This is a genomic window from Streptomyces sp. NPDC004111 (assembly GCF_042874215.1).
In the GTDB taxonomy this organism is placed as follows: domain Bacteria; phylum Actinomycetota; class Actinomycetes; order Streptomycetales; family Streptomycetaceae; genus Streptomyces.
This window is the reverse complement of sequence record NZ_JBIAMU010000003.1, coordinates 70040-91906: the sequence shown is the minus strand read 5'-3', so window position 1 is coordinate 91906 and position 21867 is coordinate 70040. Positions and strand designations below refer to the sequence as shown.

Here is a 21867-nt window from a genome sequence, read left to right as displayed (position 1 = left end):
GTCCGGCCGGTGTTCCGCCGCTGGCAGAACAGGGCAGGTGTCCGGCGCGATGTGCGCTCGGTTCTTGGGGCAAGCCGGTTCCGGCGGGTCAGCCTGCTCAAGTGGTGCGTCGGACACGGCAGTCGACCATTTACATAAGGTGTGAATATAAAAGTGTTATGCTTCGTGCATGAGTCGTCGAGACACCGCTCCTGACACGTCCGCCGCCATCGGGGCCGCCCTCTACGGCCTGGCCACCAGGGCCGCGAGGCGACTGCCCCGGGACATGAGCCTGACGTCGGCCGCGACCCTGGCCACCCTCGACCGGACCGGCCCGCGGCGCATCACCGATCTGGCCGCGGTCGAGGGCGTCACCCAGCCCGCGATGACCGCCCTGGTCCGGGTGATGGAGGAGTCCGGACTCGTCGAGCGGCGGGGCGACGCGTCCGACAAGCGGGTCACACTGGTGTGCCTGACCGAGGCCGGCGCCTCCTACGTCCGGACACGGCGCCAGGCGGGTGTCCACGCGTACGAGCGGTTGATCGGTGAGCTCGCCGGCGACGAGATCGAGGCGCTGGCGGCGGCGCTTCCTGCGCTGAAGCATCTGGCAGAGCTCGAAAGCCAGGACAGGGAAGGGCCGATGCGGTGACCGGGCAGCCGGCCGACGGGGTCGCGGTGACGGCGTTACCGGTGGCGCGTTCCGAAGCGCGGCTGCTTGTTCCGGCCCTGATGTTCATCGCTCTCGTCGCGGCGGCGGTCGCCAGCCTCGGGACGCCGCTCATCACCAGCGTGGCGACCTCGCTCCACGTCTCGCTCGGCAGCGCGCAGTGGACACTGACGGTCGCGCTCCTCAGCGGTGCCATCGCCACACCGGTGCTTGGCCGCCTCGGAGCAGGACCGCACCGACGGGCCACGATCCTCGTCACGCTGGCGGTCGTCGTCGCCGGCAGTTTGCTCACCGTGCTGCCGCTGCCATTCACCTGGCTGCTGGCCGGACGGGCGGCCCAGGGCGTCGGGCTCGGGCTGACGGCGCTGATGATGGGTGTGGCGCGGGACCACCTCCCCGAGGTACGCAGCGCTGCCGTGATCGCCATGATCTCGGTGGTCTCGATCATCGGAGCCGGTGTCGGCTACCCGCTGGCCGCCCTGCTCGCGGAGATCGGCGGAGTACGGGCCGCCTACGGCCTCGGCCTGGTCGTCACCGCCGCCGCACTCCTGACCGCGTGGCGCTCCCTGCCCGAAGCCCCCGAAGGCCGCTCCGCCCACGTGGACGTGACGGGCGCCGTCCTCCTGGCCGCAGCCCTGCTCCTGGTGCTGTTCCTCGCAGGCGAACGAACTCTGTGGAGCCGGCACCTCGCCGTGGCAGCGGGCCTCGCCGTCTTCGCCGTGGTGCTGCTCTGCCTCTGGGTCGTCATCGAGCTGCGCGGCACGACGCCCCTGGTCGATGTGCGGGCCCTGCGGCACCCGGCGGTCGCCGGGGCGAACCTCGCCATGTTCGTCGGCGGGATCGGCATGTACCTCCTGCTCACGCTCATCACCCGGTACGCGCAGACGCCGCACGGCGCCGGCTACGGCTTCGGGCTGACGACCTTCGCCGCCGGGCTGGTCCTCATCCCGTTCTCGGTGCTGGGGTTCGTCGCCGGCAGGCTCACGCCACGGGCACGGGCACGGGCGCGGACCCGGATCACCGACCCGCTGCTCCTGGCCGGCAGCGCCGCCATCGTCGGCGCCGGGTTCGCCCTGTTCGCCACTGCCCGGTCCCACGTGGCCGAACTCTTCGTGGCGATGGGCGTGCTCGGCTTCGGCGTCGGCGGCTTCACGGCCGCGATGCCCGGCGTCATCCTGGCCGTCACCCCGAAGAGCGAGACGTCGAGCGCCATGAGCTTCCACTACGTCGTCCGCAGCGTCGGGTACTCCCTGGGCAGCGCCATCGGCGGTCTGATACTCGCTGCGGGCACCGGCCCCGGCCACCTCCTCCCCGACGAAAGCGCCTTCACCACCGCGGCGCTGGTCGGTATCGGCGCCATGGCGATCACGGCCCTGGCAAGCCTCGCCCTCGCCCGCCGATACCCGTCCGAGAGCAACGGGAGCAACGGGAGCAACAGGACCAACCCGTAAGTCAGATGTACTCATCCCAACACTGGAGGTTCCATGCCCAAGGGCTACTGGGTCAGCGTCTACCGCACCATTGCGGACCCCGAGAAGCTGGCTGCATACAACAAACTGGCCGCTCCCGCCGTCAAGGCAGGAGGTGGTCGGACCCTCGTCCGTGGTGGCCGGGTCGTCGCGCATGACGCCGGAATCGCCGAACGTACTGTCCTGGTCGAGTTCGACAGCTTCGAGCAGGCCGTCGCGGCGCACGAGAGCGCGGCCTACCAGGGTGCGCTGGCCGCCCTCTCCGACGGCGTCGAGCGTGACTTCCGCATCGTCGAAGGCATCGACTGACCGAGGTCCACTCGGGTCATCACTGAAGCGGCGGGATTCTGGCGCGTCCGGACCTTCACCGGGTTGCGGCCGGGCCGGCTCTGGCCGGCCCCCGGCTGGTCACCGGGCCCGACCTCCTGCGCATCGTGGACGGCGCCCTCACCCCGGTCCGCGACCGGGGCGTGGGCGCTTCCGCGCACAGCTGCTGCCGTCCCACGAAGAGCGCCGCACCACTGTCATGCTGATGTGCTCGAACGGAAGGAAGCAGCGGGTGGATGCCGAAAGAGCGCATGCGGGGGTCGATCTCCCTGAGGGGTCCTGGTGGGAGTGGGATGTCGTTGCCTGGGACGGCGGACAGTTCAGGCTCGCTGCCAACTACGACCTCTCGTACTGTCACGGTCTTGAGCTGGTCTTCGGAGATCCGCTGCTCGTCCACTGTCCGACCATGTTTCACGACCCGGTCTTCCGGTCACCGTCGCCCGACGAACTCCTCCGAGTCACTCGCCGGCTCGGCGAGCAGCCGCCCGTCGTGGTCGCCTTCGAGGCCGACGCGGGAGGGCAAGAGCCGACCTCGTGCCTGATCGCCGCTGAGCGACTCGACATCGTCCACGAAACCGTCCTGCGCTACTGGCGTGAGGACGCAGCACCCGGCCAGCGCTTCGCCCCCTGGGTCCGGCCCCCGGACCGCCGAGAGGACCCTGTATAGGCGCGCCCGCTTGGCGGCGAGGACTCCGAAACGGCCGAGGGGAGGCTCCAGGGACTCCGCGCTGCCGGTGGGCGCTGCGTCTGTTGCGCACGAGCTCCGGTCGCTGCCGCCAGGGCGCGTTGCCGGGCGCCGCGTACCTGCCCGACCCCACGCCCCGACCGTCCGGCAACCGCGCTACGCGGGCACCAACTCCCCAGGTACGTATCCCTCGTCGGCCAGTCTGCGCCACAGCGCCGCCGGGACGGGGAAGCGTGATGCCGTCGCGTTCGACGTGACCTCGGCGGCCGAGCGGCAGCCGACGACCACCGATGAGACGGCCGGGTGCAGGTACGGGAACTGGATCGCCGCCGCCGCGAGCGGCACTCCGTACTCCGCGCACAACTCCCCGCACCGCCGTGCGCGAGCCAGTGTCGGTGCGGGGACGGGGCGGTAGTTGAACATCGCGCCGGGGGAGGGGGCGGCGAGGAGCCCGGTGTTGAAGACACCGCCGACGACGACCTCGGTGCCGGTCCTCAGGCACAGCGGCAGCAGCGTGGCGAGCGCGTCGTGGTCCAGCAGGGAGAAGCGGCCCGCGACGAGCACGACGTCCACCTCGAACTCCGCGACGTACGCGGCGAGCGGCGCGCTGTGGTTCATGCCGAATCCGATCGCCCGCACCAGCCCTTCGTCCCGCAGTGCGCGCAGCGCCGGATAGGCCGTGCGCCGGACATCCTCGGGGAAGTTGTCCGCGTCGTGCAGGTAGCAGATGTCGAGGGAGGAGCGGTTCAGACGGTCCAGGCTCGACTCCACGGACGCGCGGATTCCGGACTCCGTCCAGTCCGTGACGACCTCGCCGGGCGAGCCGTCGGGCCGTGGGCGCAGCAGCCAGCCGGTCTTCGTGGAGATCAGCGGAGCCGTGACGCCCGCCGGTGCCAGCAGGCGGCCGAGCCTGTCCTCGGCCTGACCGTGGCCGTAGCGCGGCGCGGTGTCGAAGTACCGGATCCCCTCGCGGGCGGCGGCCCGCAGCGTGGCCGCCGCGTCCGCCTCGGTCACCTCCTCGAACAGGCCGCCCAGCGGGGCGGTGCCGATGCCCAGGCGGGGCAGTTCGAAGGGCAGCCGGCCGGTCATCGGGACACCTCCCAGGCCGGGACCTCGCAGGTGGGGCGGCCCGCGCGCAGCGTCATCGTCAAGGTGAGCCGCAGTGCGGTCCCGCCGGGCAGCTCCACCCGGCAGTACGGGCCGCCCACGCCCTGTGCGGGTCCTTCGTCGGCCCGCGCGGTTTGCACGACGTGTTCGGCGAACGCGCCCGCCTGGACCACGAGGGAACGTGCGGTGGCGGCGAGATTGACCAGTTCCACGACGGTGTGCTCGGGGCGGATGTCGGTGACGAGCGCCGCGACGTCGGCGGGGAGCCCCGGCCGCCGCCCGGCGATGTCGTGGTAGCGCAGGTGCATGTGGGGGAGGCCACCGTTGTACAGGACCTGGGGGGAACCGGTGGTCAGCTGGAGCAGGGCCTCCGTGACGACGGGGTTGAGGTGCTGCCAGTGGTGGATGTCGAGCACGCCGGGGCCGACGGCCGGGTCCACCGGGTCGTTCTCGATGGCCTCGACCCGTGCGGCACAGGTGTCGAGGGCGCTGCGCAGCATGCGCTCCGGGAACTCGGGGTTGCGGCCCTGGAGGAACTCGTACCACGGTTCCTCGTGCCCGGCCTCGTCCTTGATGCGCTGGGTGTGCACCGTCGTCCAGTCCCACCCCGCGCCCGCGCGCAGTCGCTCGATGCGTTCCTGGTCCTGCGGGTCGCGGCTGAAGTGCCAAAGGGAGAGGGGTAGTTGGCCCGGCATGACGGTGAAGTCGAACCAGCCCGAGTCGTTGTGCCGCTGCGGGACCATCAGCGTCCGGTCGGCCTCCATCGCGGCGAGGTGCGGATCCCAGCGCTCGCCCAGGGTGCCCCGGCCGTCGGCACCGCGCTGCTCGGCCCGGCGCAGTACGGCGTCGAGCGGGTTGCGGGCCAGGTCGAGAGGGGAGGTGTCGCCGGTCAGCAGCGCGGCGTTGGTCGCTCCGACGAGGGTGGCGCTGCCGACGGGGGAGAGGCCGTGCGGCCAGGACCAGCCGTAGTGCCCGCCGTACCACCGGCCGTCCAGGTACTCGCCGACCCTGCCGCTGAGCCCCGCGTTGTCGGGGACCACGTCACGGCCGTCGAGCCGTTCGCACCAGGCGCCGACGTACTCGGCCACCCAGTCCGCGTAGCGCTGCTCACCGGTGAGGAGGAAGGCGTTGGCGGCCAGTCCCGTAGCCCCCAGGTTGACGATCGTGTCGCCGCGCCCCATGCGGTCCCACATCGCACGGCCGTAGGAACGGGCGCGCGCCGGGTCGGCCGCGAGCCGGTCGAAGGACGTGACGTCGTCCATGCCGTCGAGCGGCAGCCCGTACGGGCGCAGCGCCAGGCTCCACGGGAAGTACGGTTCCTCGTCGCTGAACCCCGGGCGAGGCCCCGTCGACCCGTTGTGCGGGGCGCGTAGGACACGGTGCTCGGGGTCGTAGTTCGGCCCGCCGGGCAGATAGAAGTCGGCGAACCGGGTGGCCAGTTCGCGCAACTGCCGGTCGCCGGGGTCGGCCAGACACAGCCCGTAGAAGAGCAGCAGGCCCTCACCCTGGTGGAACCAGTCGTAGCCGCGCTCCAGTCCGTCGTGGAGCATGCCCATCTCGGTGAGCTGCGCGGACACCCCGTGCCAGTGCCGGCGCGCCGCCCCGAGGAGGTCCGCGCTGCCGCCGAGGACGTAGAGCGTGGGCCAGTTGAAGAACGGCTCGTAGAAGTCGTCCACGCCGTCGCGCCCGTCCGGGCCCACGCCGAGCGTGTCCCGGAAGACCAGGCGGCCGTCGCCCTCGGTGTAGCGGTCGGTGAAGAGCCGCCAGGCCTTGTCCTGCCGGGCGAGCAACTCCCGTTGCAGCACGGCCCAGCGGGGTGTTTCGGCGGTGTCCCGGGTCGCCCGGAGCAGGGGGCCCGGCACGGCTGCGACCGTCATCGGCCCACTCCCTCACGCGTGTTCGAGCCGCTGGTCCGTCGGTCGCTGGACATCAACAACATCCGCCTCTCACAATCGCCCATCGATAGCCGATGGTTAGACTCACCGGCGCGAGCAGACCTGTCAATACTCGGGAACGGCGCCCAGGCCGCCCCGGGCCCCTGAACGGCACCCCAGGAGGGCCCCGAAAGTGATCGACTGTCATGTGCACCTGTGGGACCCGGCGTCGGGGTTTCCGTGGATCCGGCCGGGAAGCGTCCACCACCGGGCGTTCCGCGTCGACGACCTGGCCGCCTCCCTGCCCGACGGGTCCGTGACCGGGTCGATCCTGGTGGAGGCGTCCCGCGGCGACGCGGGCGAGACACTCGCCCTGCGGGCCCTGCGCGTGAGCCGCCCCGACCTCGTCGCGGGCTACGTGGGAAACCTGCACGTCCACGGCGAGGGCGGCCCCGGACGCTTCCGCGTCCTGCTGCGCGAACTCGGCGACAGCCGCCCGAACGGCATGCGCCTGGGCGGCGCGAGCTGGGTGGACACCCCGGCCGCCGCCCGCGCGCTGATCCCCGAACTCGCCCCGGCGGGGCTGGTACTGGAACTCAACCTGGGGCGTGGAGCACTGAGCGCGGCGGCCCGGACGGCAGACCGGCACCCGGGGCTCACCGTGGTCGTCGACCATCTCGGCAACCCGCCGAACCTCCGGACGGACCCCGGTCAGTGGCACCGGGACCTGGAGCGGGCAGCCTCGGTGCCGAACGTGGTCGTCAAGGTCTCCGGACTGCTCACCCAGCAACACGGAGTGGAGCCCGAGCAGACCGCTGAGCTGGTCGAACGCGTGGTGCACACGCTCGGACCCGACCGCTGCCTCGTCGGCTCCGACTGGCCGATCTGCCTGCCACGCGGCAGCCGCGCCGACTCCCTGGAGCTGTCCTGCCGCGGACTGGGCCGGCTCTCGGACGACGAACGCGCACAGATCCGGCACGGCAACGCGGTCCGGGTGTACGGACTGCGTGGTTGACAGTCGTCGAACCGCCCTGATTCGATTCCCTCGATGATCGATAGGCGATGAAAACTGCCTGGGCCCCACCGGCCCCGACCTCCGCGGAGATGCCACATGGCGCTGTTCGACCTGCCCCTGGAAGAGCTGGAGCGTTACCGGCCGGCCCTGGACGAGCCCGACGACTTCGACGCGTTCTGGCGCGAAACCCTCGACGGGCAGCGGGAGTTCGCCCCCACCGTCACGTTCGAGCAGGTCCACAACGGGCTCGCCACCATCGAGACGTACGACGTGACCTTCGCCGGATACGGCGGCCACCCGGTACGGGGCTGGCTGCACCTGCCCGTCACCCGCACCGGACCGCTGCCCGCCGTCGTGGAGTACCTGGGATACGGCAGCGGACGCGGGGCGCCGCACGAGAAGCGGCTGTGGGCCTGTGCCGGATACGCGCACTTCGTGATGGACACCCGGGGACAGGGCGCCGAGACGCCCGATCCCGACCCGGCCTCCGGAGACATCGCCGCACCGGGCTTCCTGACCCGCGGAGTGCTCGACCCCCGGCGCTACTTCTACCGCCGTGTCTACACCGACGCCGTACGCGCCGTGGCCGCCGTACGCACCCACCCCGCGGTCGACCCCGCGCGGGTCGCGGTCGCCGGCACCAGCCAGGGTGGCGGTATCGCGCTGGCCGCGGCCGGCCTGGTCCCCGACCTCGTCGCCGTCATGCCGGACGTGCCGTTCCTGTGCCACTTCCCGCGCGCCACCACGATCACCGACCGGCCGCCGTACGCCGAGGTCGCCCGGTTCGTACAACGCCACCGGGAGCACGCGAGCACCGTCGCGCGCACGATGGCCTACTTCGACGGCGTCAGCCTGGCCCGCAGGGCGAACGCGCCGGCCCTGTTCTCCGTCGCGCTGATGGACCACGTCTGCCCGCCCTCCACGGGGTACGCGGCGTTCAACCACTACGGCGCCGCGAGCGGGGTGGACCAGGCAGACAAGCACATACGCGCCTATCCGTTCAACGACCACGAAGGCGGCGGCCCAACCCACGAGATCGTGCAACTGGACTGGCTGGCCAAGCGGCTGAACGGCGCTGTCTGACATTTTCGGCCCTCTTTCGTCCTGCGCCCACACCGAGATTCCATCGATAGACGATGAGCGCGTAGCATGGGACAACTGGCTCGCCGCATCGCAGGATTGGGAATTCATGACATCGAACGCGTCGGCTGGATTCGTCTCCACGCTGGCCACCAACAAGGACCGGTTCCGCAAGACCCTGATCTCCGACCAGGTCTACGAACTGCTCCGCCAGGCCGTCGTCGACGGCGACCTCGGGCCGAACGAGCGCGTGGTCGAGTCGGAGATCGCCCGGCGCCTGGGGGTGAGCCAGGCCCCGGTGCGCGAGGCGGTCAAGCGGCTGGCCCGCGAGGGCCTGCTCATGCACGTCCCGCGCCGCGGCCACTTCGTCGTCGAGATCTCCGCGCAGGACGCCGAGTACGCCCGGCAGGTACGCGAACCGCTGGAGCGGCTCGCCGCGCAGCTCGCCACCGCGCACCTCACCGACGACCACCTCCTCGAACTCGACGGGCTCGTCGAGCAGATGCGCGAAGCCGTCGCCGCGAACGACGTGAGCCGGTTCCGCGACGTCGACATCGAGTTCCACACCCGGGTCAGCCAGATCGCGGGCAACCCGTTCCTGGCCCGCATGTGGGAGGTGATCGAGCCGAGCCTGCGGACCCTGCGGGCCATCTCCGACCCCCTCTTCGAGGGGGACTGGAGCGCGATGGCCGAGGAGCACGGCCGACTCGTCGGGCTGCTGCGGTCCGGGGACGCCGAGGCTGCCGCCGCCGCGTTCGCCGACCACGCGGCAGGCCGCGGGCCGGTCCCGGACGCGCGCGAGGCGAAGAAGAGGAAGCCGCGCAAGGCCCCCGCCAAGAAGTAGGCACCGCCCCGGAGGGGCAGCCGCATCACCACAGGCCCGAGCCGGACGTCCGGCTCGGGCCTTCTTGCGGGCGAGGTGCCGTGGCTAACGGGACGCGCCCGCCGTCCACTTCGGCGCCCCGTACTGGTAGGCGCCCAGACTCGGCGCCGGGTCGGTCGAACCGTCGTTGATGCCCGGCAGCGCGATCCCGCTGTTGCGCGCGGGAGAGCCTTCGGCCAGCCGGTAGTCGTGCCCGGCCGCGTCGACGAAACGCGGATCGGTCTCGGCGGGCAGATTGTTCGCGAGGACGAGCCCGCCGTCGGTGGCACCGGCCAGACCGCGGATGGTGCCGATGTTGTTGTAGATCTTCGTGCCGGTCGACTGCCCCGGCTCCTTGACGTAGAACAGCGTCATTCCGCCGGTGTTGTTGTACACACCGTTGTTGTGCGATCCGGTGCCCAGACCGTTGAGCATCACCGTGCCCTCCCGGTTGCCCCAGCCCACGTTGTTCGCGATCACCAGGTCGCTCTGCCCGTTGTCGGCGTAGACACCCGAGATCCCGAACGTGGTGCTCGTCGTGGCCGGCTCCGGGTCGTGCAGCACGTTGTGGTCGATGGACGTGCCCATCATCCAGGCGCTGCAGCAGGTGTAGATCGCGGCGACGTCCAGGCTGAGACGGGCGTACCCGGAGATGTCGTTGTACGCGATGACGTCCTTGCCCGGGGCGAGCCCCTCCACGGTGTTCCACTGGAGGTTGATGCCGCTGCGGCCGACCCGGCGGATCGTGTTGTGCGTGACCGTCTGGCTGTTGCCTTGCACGGCTACGCCCGCCGCGTACGTACCCATGTAGTCGACGTCGTGGATCACGTTGTTCGTGGCGGTGTTGTTCTGGCCGCGCAGTGCGATGCCGTTGCCCGCGCTCAGCGACAGATCGCTGTTCACGACCTTGTTGTGGGTGCCGTCGATGACGATGCCCGTGTCGGCGACGCCGCGCGTCACCGTGCTGCCGCAGTCCGTCGTGCCGCGCGTGATGTCGGTGTAGTGCGACAGGTAGCGGCCGTTGATGCCGTCCAGGGTCACGCCCGTGCTGGTGGGGCCCGTCCTGATGGTGGAGGCGAACAGTCCGACGCCCGCCACGGTGGTGTGGCTCGCGGCCACCAGGTCGAAGGCCAGGGTCCGGGTCTTCGCCTCGACGGTGTGCGCGGCCGGGCTGTCCTCGCTGTAGAGGTAGAGGCGCCTGGCCGCCGGGTCGTAGAACCACTCGCCGGGGCGGGAGAGCTCACCGATCTTTCCGGCCAGCGCGTACCGCGTCTCCTTCGGTACGACCTTGTGCACGCACGGCGGTGCCGCGTCCAGCGTCACCGAACCGACGGCGGAGCTCTTCACCTTCCCCGTGGCCGAGACGTACCAGTAGCCGGTGAGGGCCCGCGCCCCGTCCCAGTAACCGGCGGGCCGGGTCAGCGCCGGGTCCGCGATCGTCGCCTCCGCGCTCCCGGCCGCCGCGTACCGCAGCGTGGGAGCGAGCAGGTCGAGCCCCGGGTAGGGCCACTGCGCCTCGACGCCCGCCTTCTTGTCGGTGAAGACCTGCACGGTCGTCACGTCGGAGCCCAGGTCGACGCCGGTGCTGTAGACGTGCCCGGCCGCCACGGCGTCGCTGAACGCGGAGTTCTGGGCGTACGGGTCACTCTTCGCGATCTCCGTGACGTCAGCGGCGGTGACCGGCGCGAAGCCGCGCACCGGCGCGGTACCGCTCAGCGTCACCTGCGCGCCCGGCGCTGCCCGGTAGGCGATCGGCTGTGCGGCGGTGCCCGACCGGGCCGGCACGACGGTCTCCGGATACGTACCGGACTGGATCAGACAGGTGTCGCCGGGCCGCATGACGTCGGCGCACCGCTGGATGTGCTGGAAGGGCTGACCCGGGGCGGTGCCCTTGTTCGCGTCCTTGCCCGAGGGCGCGACGTGGTAGACCGTACCGGCCCTGGGTTTCTGCGGCTGGGCGGCGGCCGGAACGGCGGCCGCGGCCACCACGGACAGCGAAGCGAGCAGGGCGGCTGCGGACCACGGACCCCTACCGGGGCGTGGCCACCATCTCCTCGACACTGGACGGTCCTTTCTGCTGGAGGGGATTCTCCTGGAGGGATCGGTCCGCCCGCTCATCCCTTCACCGCGCCCACGGTCAGACCGCTGATGATGTGGCGCTGCATGTAGAGGAAGAAGATGATCACGGGCGCGACGGCCAGCAGGAGGTTGGGGAACACCTTCGTCAGGTCGGTGGAGTACTGGCTGATGCCCGCGTAGATCGCGGTCGTCACCGTGTAGTGACCGGACGAGGGACTGAGGAGGATCTGGGGCGAGACGAAGTCGTTCCAGATGCCGATGGAGTTGAGGATCAGCACGGTGACGACCGCCGGACGCATCAGCGGGAAGATGATGGTCCAGAAGGTCCGGTACCGGCCCGCGCCGTCGATCGTCGCCGCGTGGTCGATGTCCACCGGGATCGTGCGGATGAAGCCCACGAACAGGAAGATGCTGACGGGCAGCGTCGAGGCCACGTCGTGTGCGATCAGGCCGGTCACGGTGTTGGCGAGCCCGACCTCGCGCAGGACGTAGATCACCGGGATGATCACGGCCGCGCCGGGGACGAAGGTGCCGGCCAGGAAGTACAGCAGCACCAGCTGCGTCCGCTTCCTCAGGCTGCGGGCTATCGCGTACGCGGCCGGTCCCGCCAGCGCGATGCACAGCACGTCCACGGTGACGACCAGGAACAGCGTGAAGCCGTACCCGCCGATGACGTTGTACTGCGGACTGTCGAGGGCGGCGGACATGTGCGCGAAGGTCAGCCCGTCCAGGGGGAGCGAGAACGGGCTGTCGAGGATGTCCTGCTGCGACTTGAAGGCATTGACGACCAGCAGGTACAGCGGCACGACCATGACGACGAACAGCAGGCCGAGCAGGACCAGGCGCAGCGGCGAGCGGGCCTCGCGTCGCTCGCTCGCGGAGACCTCCGGTACGGCCGTGGTTGCCGGCCGCGGTCTGGGGCGGATCTTTGGTTCGGTGACGGCCACCGTCGGCTCCTATCCGGTCGCGGCTTGGTCTTGGCGGTTGCGCAGCGCGGTCACGACGAGGGCGAGCACGGCGGAGACGACCATCAGGAAGACCGCCTGGGCCGTGGCGTAGCCGACCTTGGTGCCCTCGAAGGACCGGGCGAGGATGAGATACGTGAAGGTCTGCGTCGAGCCCGCCGGTCCGCCGCCGGTGAGGCTGACCACGATGTCGTACGCCCGCAGCAGACCGACCAGGTTCAGCACGGTCGCCACGGTGACCACGGGCGCGATCATCGGGACGACGATGCGCAGATTGATCTGCCGTCTGCTGGCGCCGTCGAGGGCCGCTGCCTCCAGGAGCTCGGCCGGCACGGTCTGCAGGGCGGCCACGAACAGTACGACGTTGAAGCCGAACCCGGCCCACACGATGACGCCGATCAGCGTGTACAGCGCGAACTTCTCGTCGAAGAGGAAGCCGATCGGCTCCAGGCCGAACTTCGCGAGGGTGTTGTTGAGGGCCCCGTTCGTGCCGAGGATCGCCGCCCACAGATAGCCGAGGATCAGCGCGCTGATCACGTGCGGGAAGTAGGCGACGGCGCGGAAGAAGGAGTTGGTGCGCGAGCGGCCCTTGAGTACCAGGGCGTACAGCAGGCCCAGCCCGACCATCAGGACGGTGCCGATCGTGGTGATCAGCGCGGTCACGTACCAGGCGTGCGTCGAGCTGGGGTCGTCGAAGAGGTGCCGGTAGTTCTCCCACCCGATGGGCTGTGCGGGGGAGAAGCCGTCCCAGTCGGTGAAGCTGAGGTAGACCGCCACCCCCACGGGCACCACCATCAGCACCGTGTAGAGGAGCACGGCCGGGCCCATCATGCCGAGCGTGACGGCCGCCTCGCGCAGGCGGACCCGTCCGCGGCCGGATCCGCGGGCCGCGGGAGCGGCGGAGCGCCGCCCCCGCCGCGTCAGTTCTGCGAGTTCCACCACTTGTCCAATCCGTCCGCGGCATCCTTCGCGGAGGTGCCCGTGTACAGCGACTGGACCTGCTTGTTGAGCTCGTCGCCGAACCCGGCGACCGGCTGGTTCTCACCGGACTTCACGAGCACCGACGGCGTCTTGTCGAGGATCTTCTGCACCGCGGTGCCGAGGCTGGACATCGGGTAGCCGAAGCCCGAGCGGAGATTGCCGTCGGCGGCCAGCTGGCTCTTGATCGCTTCCTTGTCGGTGACCAGCCACTTCACGAAGTCGATGGCCTCGGCCTTGTGCCGCGACCGGCTGACCACGGCGTAGGGGTTCGACACGTTGCCGAACTGCCCCGAGGGATAGGCGCCGTCGGTCGGCATGGTGAAGACACCGATCTCGTCGCTCTTCTTAGCCGCGTCCGCCGCGGGCACGAAGAAGGAACCCATCATGTACATCGCCGACTTGCCGTTGAGGAAGGCGGTCTGGCCGTCGGTGTACGTCAGCCCCAGCGCGCTCTTGTCGAGGTATCCCTTGTCGATCCACTGCTGGTAGCGCTTGAGGTAGGGCACGTAGCCGCTGCCGGCGAAGGAGACCTTGCCCTCGTTGCGCTGTTTGATCCACTGGGGGTTCTCGGTGAGCACACCGGCGTCGGCCATCATCGAGAACTGTCCGCCGGTCACCCACTGGCCCGCCGTCTGCAGCGGCTTGAGGCCCGCGGACTTCAGGGCGTCCATGGCGGCGGTGAACTGATCCAGCGTCCGGATCTTCGACGCGTCCACGCCGGCCTTCGCGAAGGCGGCCTTGTTGTAGAAGACCAGCGACTGGATCTGCTCACCGACGCCGACCATGTACGTCTTGCCGCCGACGCCGTACTGGTCGACCAGCGGCGTGTCCTTCGTCCAGGCCTGATCGGACAGGTCGGCGAAGAGCTTGGTGGTGTCGGGGGTCGGGATGATCTGCTGGGTGATGTCGGGCGGGTCCCCGGCGGCGAGGTCCTGCTTGAGCTTGGCGTCGGCCGAGACCGCACCCGTCAGCTCCAGTTCGACCTTCACCCCGGGACGGCTCTTCTCGTACCGGGCGAAGAGGCCCTTCCAGTACTGCTCCGTCAGGTTCGGCGAGATGTTGACGATGATGCGGAGAGTCGTCCCCTCCGCGGCTCCGTCCGACCCGCCGCCCCCGCAGGCGACGGCGGTCGCCATCACGAGCGGGGCCAGGGCGAGTGCGGAGGCTCGGTGCCACATGGTTCTCATCGGACACGCTCCATTGCATAGTCGTGAATAATCGATAGCTGACGTGCAAGCGCGGGCATTCGTTCGGGTACGGCGAGAAGTGCGAGGCCGGCAGGCAGGGGGAGGGGGGGCGCGCCCGGACGGTGCGGCCCGGTCCCGGTAGGCACTCATGAGAATCGCCTATCGATTACTGATGCTATGGGCGGCCCCTCGCATGTTCAAGGGTGCTGCCGAAACCGCTTTCCGCCGTTGCCCCGGTCCCTCCGTCACGTGCTCAACTCCTCGTCATCCAGGAAGAGTTCGACCACGGGGAGCAGCACGTCCGGCCGCGACGTGGGCAGCGTCAGCGTCAGAGTGCCCGGCGGCTGGCCGGGCGGGGCCAGGTTGTTGTGCTCGTGACGGGCGCCGTCGACCTGCTGAAAGGCGATCTCCGAACCGTCGTGCAGCAGTTGGGCATGGCGCACCCGCCCGGCCAGGCCCGGGAGATGGACGTGGCGCGGCGGCCAGGCGAGCAGGTGCAGATACAGCCGACGGCCTGCCTGTGTGTACAGGGCGTTCGCCGGCGGCAGGAAGGAGGAGGGCCCCGCGCCGTGCACCGCGCGGGAGTGCTCGGCGCTCCACTCGCCGAGGTCCCGCAGGATCCCGTGTGCCCGCCGGTCGAGCGAACCGCGCCCGGTGGGGCCGACGTTGAGGATCATGTTGCCGCCGCAGGAGACGGACTGCACCAGCATCCGCACCAACTGGGCCGGGTCCTTGTAGTCGTGGTTGTCGCGGTCGTATCCCCACGAGCCGTTGAGCGTGTGGCACGCCTCCCACCGCGCCGGCTCGCCGTCGCGCTCCAGCGGCCGGTCGGGCTGGTACTGCTCGGGCGTCACGTAGTCGCCCGGTATGCCGAGGCGGTCGTTCACGAGAATGCCGGGCCGCAGCTCGCGCACCGTCTCCATGAGTTCCTTCGCGCCCCACTGCTCCGGCCCCATGCCCGGATACGTGAAGTCGAAGAAGAGCAGGTCGATCTCGCCGTAGCCGGTGAGCAACTCCCTTATCTGACCCCGCATGTACGCCCGGTAGTCGGCCAGGTCCGCCGTCTCCCGGCGGCCCGGCGAGTCGCGCAGCGGGTGGTGCTCGTCGACGGGGAAGCCGGGGTGGTGCCAGTCGAGGAGCGAGTAGTACAGGCCGACCCGCAGGCCCTCGGCGCGCATGGCCTCGGTGAACTCGGCCACCAGGTCCCGGCCGGCCGCGCGCACCGAGGTGTAGTCGGTCAGCGACGAGCCGAAGAGGCAGAACCCGTCGTGGTGCTTCGCGGTGAGCACCGCGTAGCGCATCCCCGCCCGCCGTGCCGCTCGGGCGAGTTCGCGCGCGTCGAAGAGGTCGGGGTCGAACCGCTCCAGGTAACGGTCGTACGAGGCCTGCGACATGGCCTCCCGGCTGCGCACCCACTCGTGTCGCGCGGCGAGGCTGTACAGGCCGAAGTGGACGAACAGTCCGAAGCGCGCGGTCTCGAACCAACCGTCGGATGCAGTGTGCACGGAGGACTCCTGACGGATTGACAGCACTAATCGATAGGAGGTTATCTACCATCGATAGACGATGAAGTCACTGGCGTTGCGTGCGGGGAGCGCGCGGAGAGGCACGTGAATGAACCCCAGCAGGGATCAAGGAACGCCGGCGGAGGGGGAGACCCCGACCTACGCGTCGATGCGGGCGCCGGTCCACACCTCGGACTTCCGGCGGCCGACACGGCGGATGGTGGAGGCACTTGAGGACGTGAGCGCGGCGACCGCCTGCGCGAAGCTGCACCAGATGGGCATCACCCGGACCTTCATCGACGGACCGGTACCGCTGCACCGGGAACCGGACGTCAAGGTCACCGGAGGCGCGGTGACCCTGCAGTTCCTGCCGCAGCGCGAGGACGTCTTCGACGGCGCCGCACAGGAGGACATCGAGCGCAGGACCCCGCTGTGGGGGGTGCTGGAGTCGATCACCCCCGGCGACGTGCTGGTGATCTCCGCGCAGGCCAGCCACTTCACCGGCTGCCTCGGCGACATGCTGGTGCGCTACTTCAAGCTGCGCGGCGGCGCCGGGATCGTCGTGGACGGACGGGTACGGGACGCGGCCCGGATCCGGGCCCTGGGAGTGCCGGTCTGGTGCACCGGGGTCACCCCGCACTACGCCTCGCAGACGGAGCTCTTCCCGGCCGCGTTCAACGTGCCGGTCGGTGTCGGCGGCACCCTGGTCACGCCGGGGGACCTGATCGTGGCCGACGAGGACGGCGCCGTGGTGGTCCCGCAGGACCGGGCGGTCCCGCTGGCCGAGGACTCGCTCCTGCACCAGGACCGCGAGGCGTTCGCACGCCGCCGCCTCGACGAGGGGGGCCTGCTCTCCGACTACTACCCCCTCACCGGTGCGGGGCTGGACGAGTACCTGGCGAGCAGGCCCGCGACCTGACCGCGCGAGGGGGAGTGCGCGGGGGCCACACGACCCCCGCGCACCGCCCGCGCGCGATACGTCCGTCTCAACGGATGCCGTAGTACAGGGAGTTGTGGGCGGTGTCCGGCAGATAGAGCACGTCGCGGCCGTCGGAGTCGCGCCGCACCGCGAGCCGGTCCGCGCTCACGCCCGGCGCGGCGGACCGTGCACCCCAGGCACCGTCCGCCGACCGGGTGGCGACGAAGACCCGGTCGGCGCCCGAGGCTGTCACGTAGTAGATCCGCTCGCCGTCCGTCCCGTCCCGGGTGATCCCGAGGGCCGCCGCCGTCTGCCCGCCCGCGTACACGGTCTGCCGGGTCCACCCGCCGCCGCTCGGAGCGGCGCCGTACACGCGGAAGGCACCGCCGCTGTCGGCGGAGCGGTAGCGGTAGGCGACCTTCGGGACGGAGCCGTCGAGGGTGAGTTTGGCGCTCTGCACCGCGGGACCTGTGTACGCGTTGTCGTTGCTCCACTCCTCACCGGTGGTCAGCGGCTGGATCACGTCGGAGGTGTCCGGCGTCACCGGGATGCCGAGCGCCGCCCCCGTACTGTCGGCGAAGCCGCCCGTCGCCGGGTCGTAGCGCAGGTACGAGAGCTGGTGTCGGAACCCGGTCGCGGGCGCCTTGGCCCACTCGTACAGCAGGTGCACCCGCCCCTGGGCGTCCACGGTGAGGTCGTCGGGATAAACGGAGCGGTTCGGCGCGCCCGCGAAGGTGGCGACGGTGCTCCAGCGCGCCGCCGCGTTGTCCCAGCGGTAGAGCTTGCCGGGGCGCTGGTCGGAGCCCGCACCGACCCGGGCGGCCAGATACAGGTCGCCGCCGGGAGCCGTCGCGACGATCGGATAGGTGATGCCCTGGCCCTGGTCGGGCAGTTCGGACGCGTGGTCGGTGACGGCGCCGCCGGGGGCCTCGGTACGGAAGTAGCGCCAGGCGTCGGCGTGCATGGAGGCGAATACATGCAGCCGTCCGCTGCCGTCCCGCGCGACGGACGGCTGGTTGTGCCCGTTGTCGTCGGGGAACTCCGCCCGCGCCCCGTTCCCGTTCAGCAGCGGCAGCAGGCTCCAGGCACCGTCCGGGTCGCGCCGCGCGATGGCCGGCCGGTGCGTCGCGGCCGTCGAACCCGGTTCGTTGAAGGCGAAGTACGTGTACTGGCCGCGGCCCTTGTACGTGGCGACCGGCGTCCACCAGGCGGCCTGGTTGGACGAGTCCATCGCGTAGGGGACCTTCTCGATCACTGTTTCCGTCGCGGCCGTGTCCGCCGCTGTGCCCGGCGCGGTGTCCGCGGAGACGGCCGGGGCGGGCAGGAGCAGAGCGGCCAGGGCCGCGGCCGATGTGGTGCAGGTGCGTACCGTGGGACGTCGCAAGATGAGCTCCTTCGCGGTTGCGTGCGCGGGTGGGGAGAGGACGTTGCGTGCGTGCGCGGTTGGTTGAGGGAGGGGGAGGGGGACGGGGACCGCTGCGGCCCGGGGGCCGGTCGGCGCGGTCGTCGTGCGGGGTGCGGAGCGGGGCCCGGCGAGGGGCGGGCGGCGTTCGCCGGGCCCGGGGGGAGCGGTGTTCGGACTCGGAGCCTGCGTCTCGACACCGGCCGGGCGGCGGGTGTCCGACCGGGGTCGAGACACCGGCTCTCAGCGCTTGATGAGAGCGGCGGCCTCCTCGCCCGCCTGCTTCATCGCGTCCTTCGGCGACGTCTTGCCGACGAGGACTGCCTGCACCTGCTTGGCCACGGCCTCCTCGATCTGGGCGTTCTGGGCGAACTGCCAGAACGGGCTGCCGGTCGCCGTCCTGGTGATCTTCTCGGTCCACTGCGCGGTGAAGGTGTCCTTGGCGACCTCCGGCGCGGCCAGCCCCGCGGTGGTGGACGGCGGCAGCGCCCGCGCGGCGAAGTACGCGGAGGTGGTGGCCCGGTCGGTGGTGGTGTGCAGCGCGAACCGTGTCGCCGCGTCCTGTCCCTTGCCCTTGACGACCGCGATCACACCGCCCCACAGCAGTGCCTGCGGGGTGTCGCCGGCCTTGAGCACCGGACGCTCCATGGGCTGCATGGCGTCGGCCAGCTTCTTGTCCTTGGACTGGGCGGAGGTCACGCCCTTGCCGATGATCGCGTCGTCGTAGAAGGCGGCCTTGCCCTGCCCGAACAGGGCGCGCGCGTCGAAGCGGTCCACGTCGGCGGCGATCAGCTTCTCGTCGTACAGCTTCTTGTACCAGGTGACCGCGTCGACGGAGGCGTCGTCGCCGATGGTGACCTTCCCGCCCTCCAGCAGCTTGCAGCCGAAGGTCTGCATCCACGGGAAGATGTCCTTGAGCTGCGCGACCTTCGTGGCGGCGGCGTACGGGACGACACCGCCGCCGAGCCCCTTCAGCTCACGCAGCGCGGCCTCGAACTCCTCGACGGTGGTGGGGTGCTTCTTGATCCCGGCCTTCTCCAGGAGCTGGGAGTTGGCGATGACACCGATCGATCCGGTGTTCCACGGCAGCCCGTACTGCTTGCCGTCGTACACCCCGCTCTTCAGCGCCACGTCGGTGTAGCCGGCCTTCCCGGCCACCGGCCCGAGGTCGGCCAGCTTGCCCATCTGCGCCATCGCGGCGAGCCACGCGATGTCGAGGTGCACCGCACCCGTCGTCTCCCCGCCGCCCAGCTTGAGGGTGAGCTGGCTCAGGTACTCGTTGTACGGGTAGGAGACCGCGCGGATCTTCGACTGCTCGGCCTCCTCCCAGGCCGTGATGATCTTCTCGACCGAGGGTTTGGCGGCCTCCTCGTTGAGCGACCAGGAGGTGAAGTCGAAGTCCTTGGACTTGGGGTCGCCGCCGTTGGAGGTGCTGCCGGCGCCGGACGGCGCACAGGCTCCGAGCACGCCGGCGCCGGTCACACCGAGCGCGCCGATGCCGAACATGCGCAGCACGCCGCGCCGGCTGATGCCAGAGGTGGTCATGATCTCTCCATGGGGGAGTAAGGGGGAGGGGAAGCGGGGGAGGCGCGGTGCGGTCCCTCGGGTTCAGCTCTTGACCGAACCGGCGGTCATGCCGCCGACGAGGTAGCGCTGCAGGAACATGAAGGCGACGACCACCGGGACGGACACGATGAGGGACGCGGCCATCAGCTGGGGCCAGGCGGTCTGGAACTCGCCGATGTAGGTGGAGACGAGGCCGGGAGGCAGCGTCTGCTTCTCCTTGTCGGCCAGCGTCAGCGCGAAGATGAAGTCGTTCCAGCCGCGGACGAAGGCGAAGAGCCCGGCGGCGATCATCCCGGGTGCGGCCAGCGGTGCCACGATCGAGTGCAGCGTCCGCCAGCGGGACGCGCCGTCGATGGACGCCGCCTCCAGCAGGGCGTCCGGGATGGTGTCGAAGATGCCCTTCAGCATCCACACGCACAGCGGCATGGTGAACGTGGTGAAGGAGAGCACCAGCGCGGTGTACGTGTTCAGCAGGCCGAAGCTGGAGAACACGGCGTACAGCGTCACCAGCAGGAGCGCCTGGGGGAACATCTGGGAGGCCAGCACCAGGTGCATCAGCGACCGGCGCCCCCGGTAGCGGAACTTGGAGAACGAGTAGCCCATGTACGTGGCGACGACCACGCTCAGCACGGCGGTGATGGACGCCACGACGAGCGAGTTGACCATGTACGAGATCAGCTGCTTGTTCTCGGCGAGTGCCGTGAAGTTGCCGAGGGTGAGGTCGGTGGGTATCAGCTTCGGCGGGAACTGGAAGGTCGACTCGGGTGTGCTCAGCGCGGTGGCGAGCAGCCAGTAGACCGGCAGCAGACCGAACGCGCCGATGACGACCACCGCGCTCCAGGCGGCGATGCGCGAGCGCAGCAGGTCCTTGCGGATGCGGCGCCGGGTGCCGTGCCCCGTCCGGGTGGCCGACCGCCGCGGACGGTCCGTTGCGGACAGCGGGGTGGAGGTGGTGGAGGTCATCGGACGTCGCCCTTCCGATCGGTGGTCCTGAGGTAGACGGCGACGAGGAGGAGCAGGAGCAGCATCCACAGTCCGCCGAGCGCGGTGGCCCCGCCGATGTCGAAGCCCTTGAAGGCGGTCCGGTACACGGCGGTCGCGAAGGTCTCGGTGCTGCCGGCCGGTCCGCCGCCGGTCAGGACGTAGATGGTGTCGAAGTGCTGGAAGTTCCAGATGAACTCCAGCAGGAGCACGATCGAGGCCACCCCGCGGACCTGCGGCCAGGTGACGGCGAAGAAGCGCCGGATCGAGCCCGCACCGTCCATCGAGGCCGCCTCGTGCAGCTCCTTGGGGACGGTCTGCAGACCGGCCAGGAGCATCACCATCATCCAGGGGAAGCTGGCCCAGGTCTTGGTGACGACGACGGCGAGCATCGCGGTGCCCGGTTGGCCGAGCCAGGCGACGGACTCGTCGATGATCCCGGTCTGCATGAGGACGCCGTTGAGCACTCCGTAGTTCGCGTTGAAGATCCACATCCAGAGGAAGGAGACCACCACGCCCGGAATCACCCAGGGGAAGAGGAACAGCCCGCGCAGGAAGCCGCTGCCCTTGAGGCCGGTGTTCAGCGCGAGCGCGAGGGCGAAGCCGAACACGAAGGGGACGAGCGTCGCGCCGACGGTGAAGACCAGCGTCTGCTTGAGGATCGTCAGGAAGTCGCCGTTCAGCCAGTGCGCGAAGTTGTCCAGCCCGACGAACTCCCGGCCTGGCAGCCGCATGTCCTGCTTGAAGAAGCCGGTGAACAGTGCGGACAGCAGCGGATACAGGATGATCGCCGCGAACAGGGCGAGTCCCGGTGCGGTCAGCAGCAGGGCGAACGCACCGTTGGAGAGCCGTCCGCCGGTCCGCCGACGGGGCGGGGGCGCCTGCTGGGGAGGTGCGGCCGTACTCATGGGTGTGTCCTCTCGAACGGGGCGGGAGCGCCGGGGCCCAGTGGGAACGCCGCCCATGCCCCATTGAATGCAAGTTGCAGCATGCGGGATCGTTCTCCATATCGTGCGATGGCGTCAACCCTTTTGGTCAGTGAATCGCCGGTTCCGTGCAGGACCGGCGAACTCGCCCCACCTGCTCTGAACTCGAACTTCGGCTCGTGGCGGCCAGGTTGTCTGCCGTGACGGGAACCTACAACGAATCCCATTGACTGAACAGTAGTTGCACAATGTGGATGTGATGTACGTTCAAGGCCGCTCCGCGATGGCGGG

The 21867-nt window shown here is 70.2% G+C and carries 19 protein-coding genes; 8 read left to right on the top strand and 11 right to left on the bottom strand.

Translation table 11 applies throughout. The features are described from left to right. The first annotated feature begins 265 nt into the window (after positions 1 to 265). From ACFYVL_RS07455 to ACFYVL_RS07440, 4 genes are all read left to right on the top strand, one after another. A complete protein-coding gene (locus tag ACFYVL_RS07455; protein ID WP_389242544.1) occupies positions 266 to 628 on the top strand; it encodes a MarR family winged helix-turn-helix transcriptional regulator in 363 nt (120 codons plus the stop codon). Further along, the gene (locus tag ACFYVL_RS07450; RefSeq protein WP_389241892.1) at positions 625 to 2097 is read left to right on the top strand and encodes an MFS transporter; all 1473 of its coding nucleotides are present in this window, start codon (positions 625 to 627) and stop codon (positions 2095 to 2097) included. Before ACFYVL_RS07455 ends, ACFYVL_RS07450 begins: the two co-directional genes overlap by 4 nt. A 33-nt stretch (positions 2098 to 2130) precedes the next feature. Beyond that, complete coding sequence (locus tag ACFYVL_RS07445) at positions 2131 to 2424, top strand: DUF1330 domain-containing protein (RefSeq protein ID WP_389241891.1); 294 nt, start codon at positions 2131 to 2133, stop codon at positions 2422 to 2424. 424 nt (positions 2425 to 2848) lie between these two features. Further along, a complete protein-coding gene (locus ACFYVL_RS07440; protein ID WP_389241890.1) occupies positions 2849 to 3109 on the top strand; it encodes a hypothetical protein in 261 nt (86 codons plus the stop codon). A gap of 174 nt (positions 3110 to 3283) precedes the next feature. On the opposite strand, the gene ACFYVL_RS07435 is transcribed toward ACFYVL_RS07440, so the two are convergent. Then, positions 3284 to 4216 carry an aldo/keto reductase gene (locus ACFYVL_RS07435; protein ID WP_389241889.1) on the bottom strand — a complete coding sequence of 311 codons (933 nt, stop codon included), beginning with the start codon at positions 4214 to 4216 and terminating at the stop codon, positions 3284 to 3286. Next, positions 4213 to 6111, bottom strand: a complete 1899-nt coding sequence (locus ACFYVL_RS07430) for a hypothetical protein (protein WP_389241888.1) — start codon at positions 6109 to 6111, stop codon at positions 4213 to 4215. The genes ACFYVL_RS07435 and ACFYVL_RS07430 overlap by 4 nt, the downstream gene beginning before the upstream one ends. A gap of 190 nt (positions 6112 to 6301) precedes the next feature. Here ACFYVL_RS07430 and ACFYVL_RS07425 point away from each other — a divergent pair, with 190 nt between their 5' ends. The 3 genes from ACFYVL_RS07425 (at position 6302) to ACFYVL_RS07415 (ending at position 9047) form a co-directional block, all read left to right on the top strand. Further along, positions 6302 to 7123, top strand: coding sequence for an amidohydrolase family protein (locus ACFYVL_RS07425; protein ID WP_389241887.1), 822 nt, complete (start codon positions 6302 to 6304; stop codon positions 7121 to 7123). A gap of 96 nt (positions 7124 to 7219) precedes the next feature. Further along, the gene (locus ACFYVL_RS07420) at positions 7220 to 8206 is read left to right on the top strand and encodes an acetylxylan esterase (RefSeq protein WP_389241886.1); all 987 of its coding nucleotides are present in this window, start codon (positions 7220 to 7222) and stop codon (positions 8204 to 8206) included. A 106-nt stretch (positions 8207 to 8312) separates the two neighbouring features. Continuing rightward, positions 8313 to 9047: a GntR family transcriptional regulator gene (locus tag ACFYVL_RS07415; RefSeq protein WP_389241885.1), complete on the top strand. Its 735-nt coding sequence runs from the start codon at positions 8313 to 8315 to the stop codon at positions 9045 to 9047. Positions 9048 to 9131: 84 nt separating this feature from the next. Here ACFYVL_RS07415 and ACFYVL_RS07410 read toward each other — a convergent pair whose 3' ends face one another. The 5 genes from ACFYVL_RS07410 to ACFYVL_RS07390 form a co-directional block, all read right to left on the bottom strand. Further along, positions 9132 to 11051: a right-handed parallel beta-helix repeat-containing protein gene (locus ACFYVL_RS07410; protein ID WP_389241884.1), complete on the bottom strand. Its 1920-nt coding sequence runs from the start codon at positions 11049 to 11051 to the stop codon at positions 9132 to 9134. Between the two features lie 128 nt (positions 11052 to 11179). Then, the gene (locus ACFYVL_RS07405) at positions 11180 to 12091 is read right to left on the bottom strand and encodes a carbohydrate ABC transporter permease (protein WP_389241883.1); all 912 of its coding nucleotides are present in this window, start codon (positions 12089 to 12091) and stop codon (positions 11180 to 11182) included. 9 nt (positions 12092 to 12100) lie between these two features. Further along, positions 12101 to 13051, bottom strand: a complete 951-nt coding sequence (locus tag ACFYVL_RS07400) for a carbohydrate ABC transporter permease (RefSeq protein ID WP_389241882.1) — start codon at positions 13049 to 13051, stop codon at positions 12101 to 12103. Further along, positions 13030 to 14277: an ABC transporter substrate-binding protein gene (locus ACFYVL_RS07395; RefSeq protein ID WP_389241881.1), complete on the bottom strand. Its 1248-nt coding sequence runs from the start codon at positions 14275 to 14277 to the stop codon at positions 13030 to 13032. Before ACFYVL_RS07395 ends, ACFYVL_RS07400 begins: the two co-directional genes overlap by 22 nt. A 245-nt stretch (positions 14278 to 14522) precedes the next feature. Then, entirely contained in the window at positions 14523 to 15782 is a 1260-nt protein-coding gene (locus ACFYVL_RS07390; protein WP_389241880.1) for an alpha-L-fucosidase, read from the bottom strand. 109 nt (positions 15783 to 15891) lie between these two features. Between ACFYVL_RS07390 and ACFYVL_RS07385 the strand changes: the two genes are divergently transcribed. Beyond that, entirely contained in the window at positions 15892 to 16701 is an 810-nt protein-coding gene (locus ACFYVL_RS07385; RefSeq protein WP_389241879.1) for a ribonuclease activity regulator RraA, read from the top strand. Between the two features lie 67 nt (positions 16702 to 16768). Here ACFYVL_RS07385 and ACFYVL_RS07380 read toward each other — a convergent pair whose 3' ends face one another. The 4 genes from ACFYVL_RS07380 to ACFYVL_RS07365 form a co-directional block, all read right to left on the bottom strand. Continuing rightward, a complete protein-coding gene (locus tag ACFYVL_RS07380) occupies positions 16769 to 18085 on the bottom strand; it encodes a BNR-4 repeat-containing protein (RefSeq protein ID WP_389241878.1) in 1317 nt (438 codons plus the stop codon). 261 nt (positions 18086 to 18346) lie between these two features. After that, positions 18347 to 19648, bottom strand: coding sequence for an ABC transporter substrate-binding protein (locus ACFYVL_RS07375; RefSeq protein ID WP_389241877.1), 1302 nt, complete (start codon positions 19646 to 19648; stop codon positions 18347 to 18349). Between the two features lie 63 nt (positions 19649 to 19711). Further along, positions 19712 to 20632 carry a carbohydrate ABC transporter permease gene (locus ACFYVL_RS07370; RefSeq protein WP_389241876.1) on the bottom strand — a complete coding sequence of 307 codons (921 nt, stop codon included), beginning with the start codon at positions 20630 to 20632 and terminating at the stop codon, positions 19712 to 19714. Further along, positions 20629 to 21558 carry a carbohydrate ABC transporter permease gene (locus ACFYVL_RS07365; protein WP_389241875.1) on the bottom strand — a complete coding sequence of 310 codons (930 nt, stop codon included), beginning with the start codon at positions 21556 to 21558 and terminating at the stop codon, positions 20629 to 20631. Before ACFYVL_RS07365 ends, ACFYVL_RS07370 begins: the two co-directional genes overlap by 4 nt. Positions 21559 to 21867 lie beyond the last annotated feature (309 nt).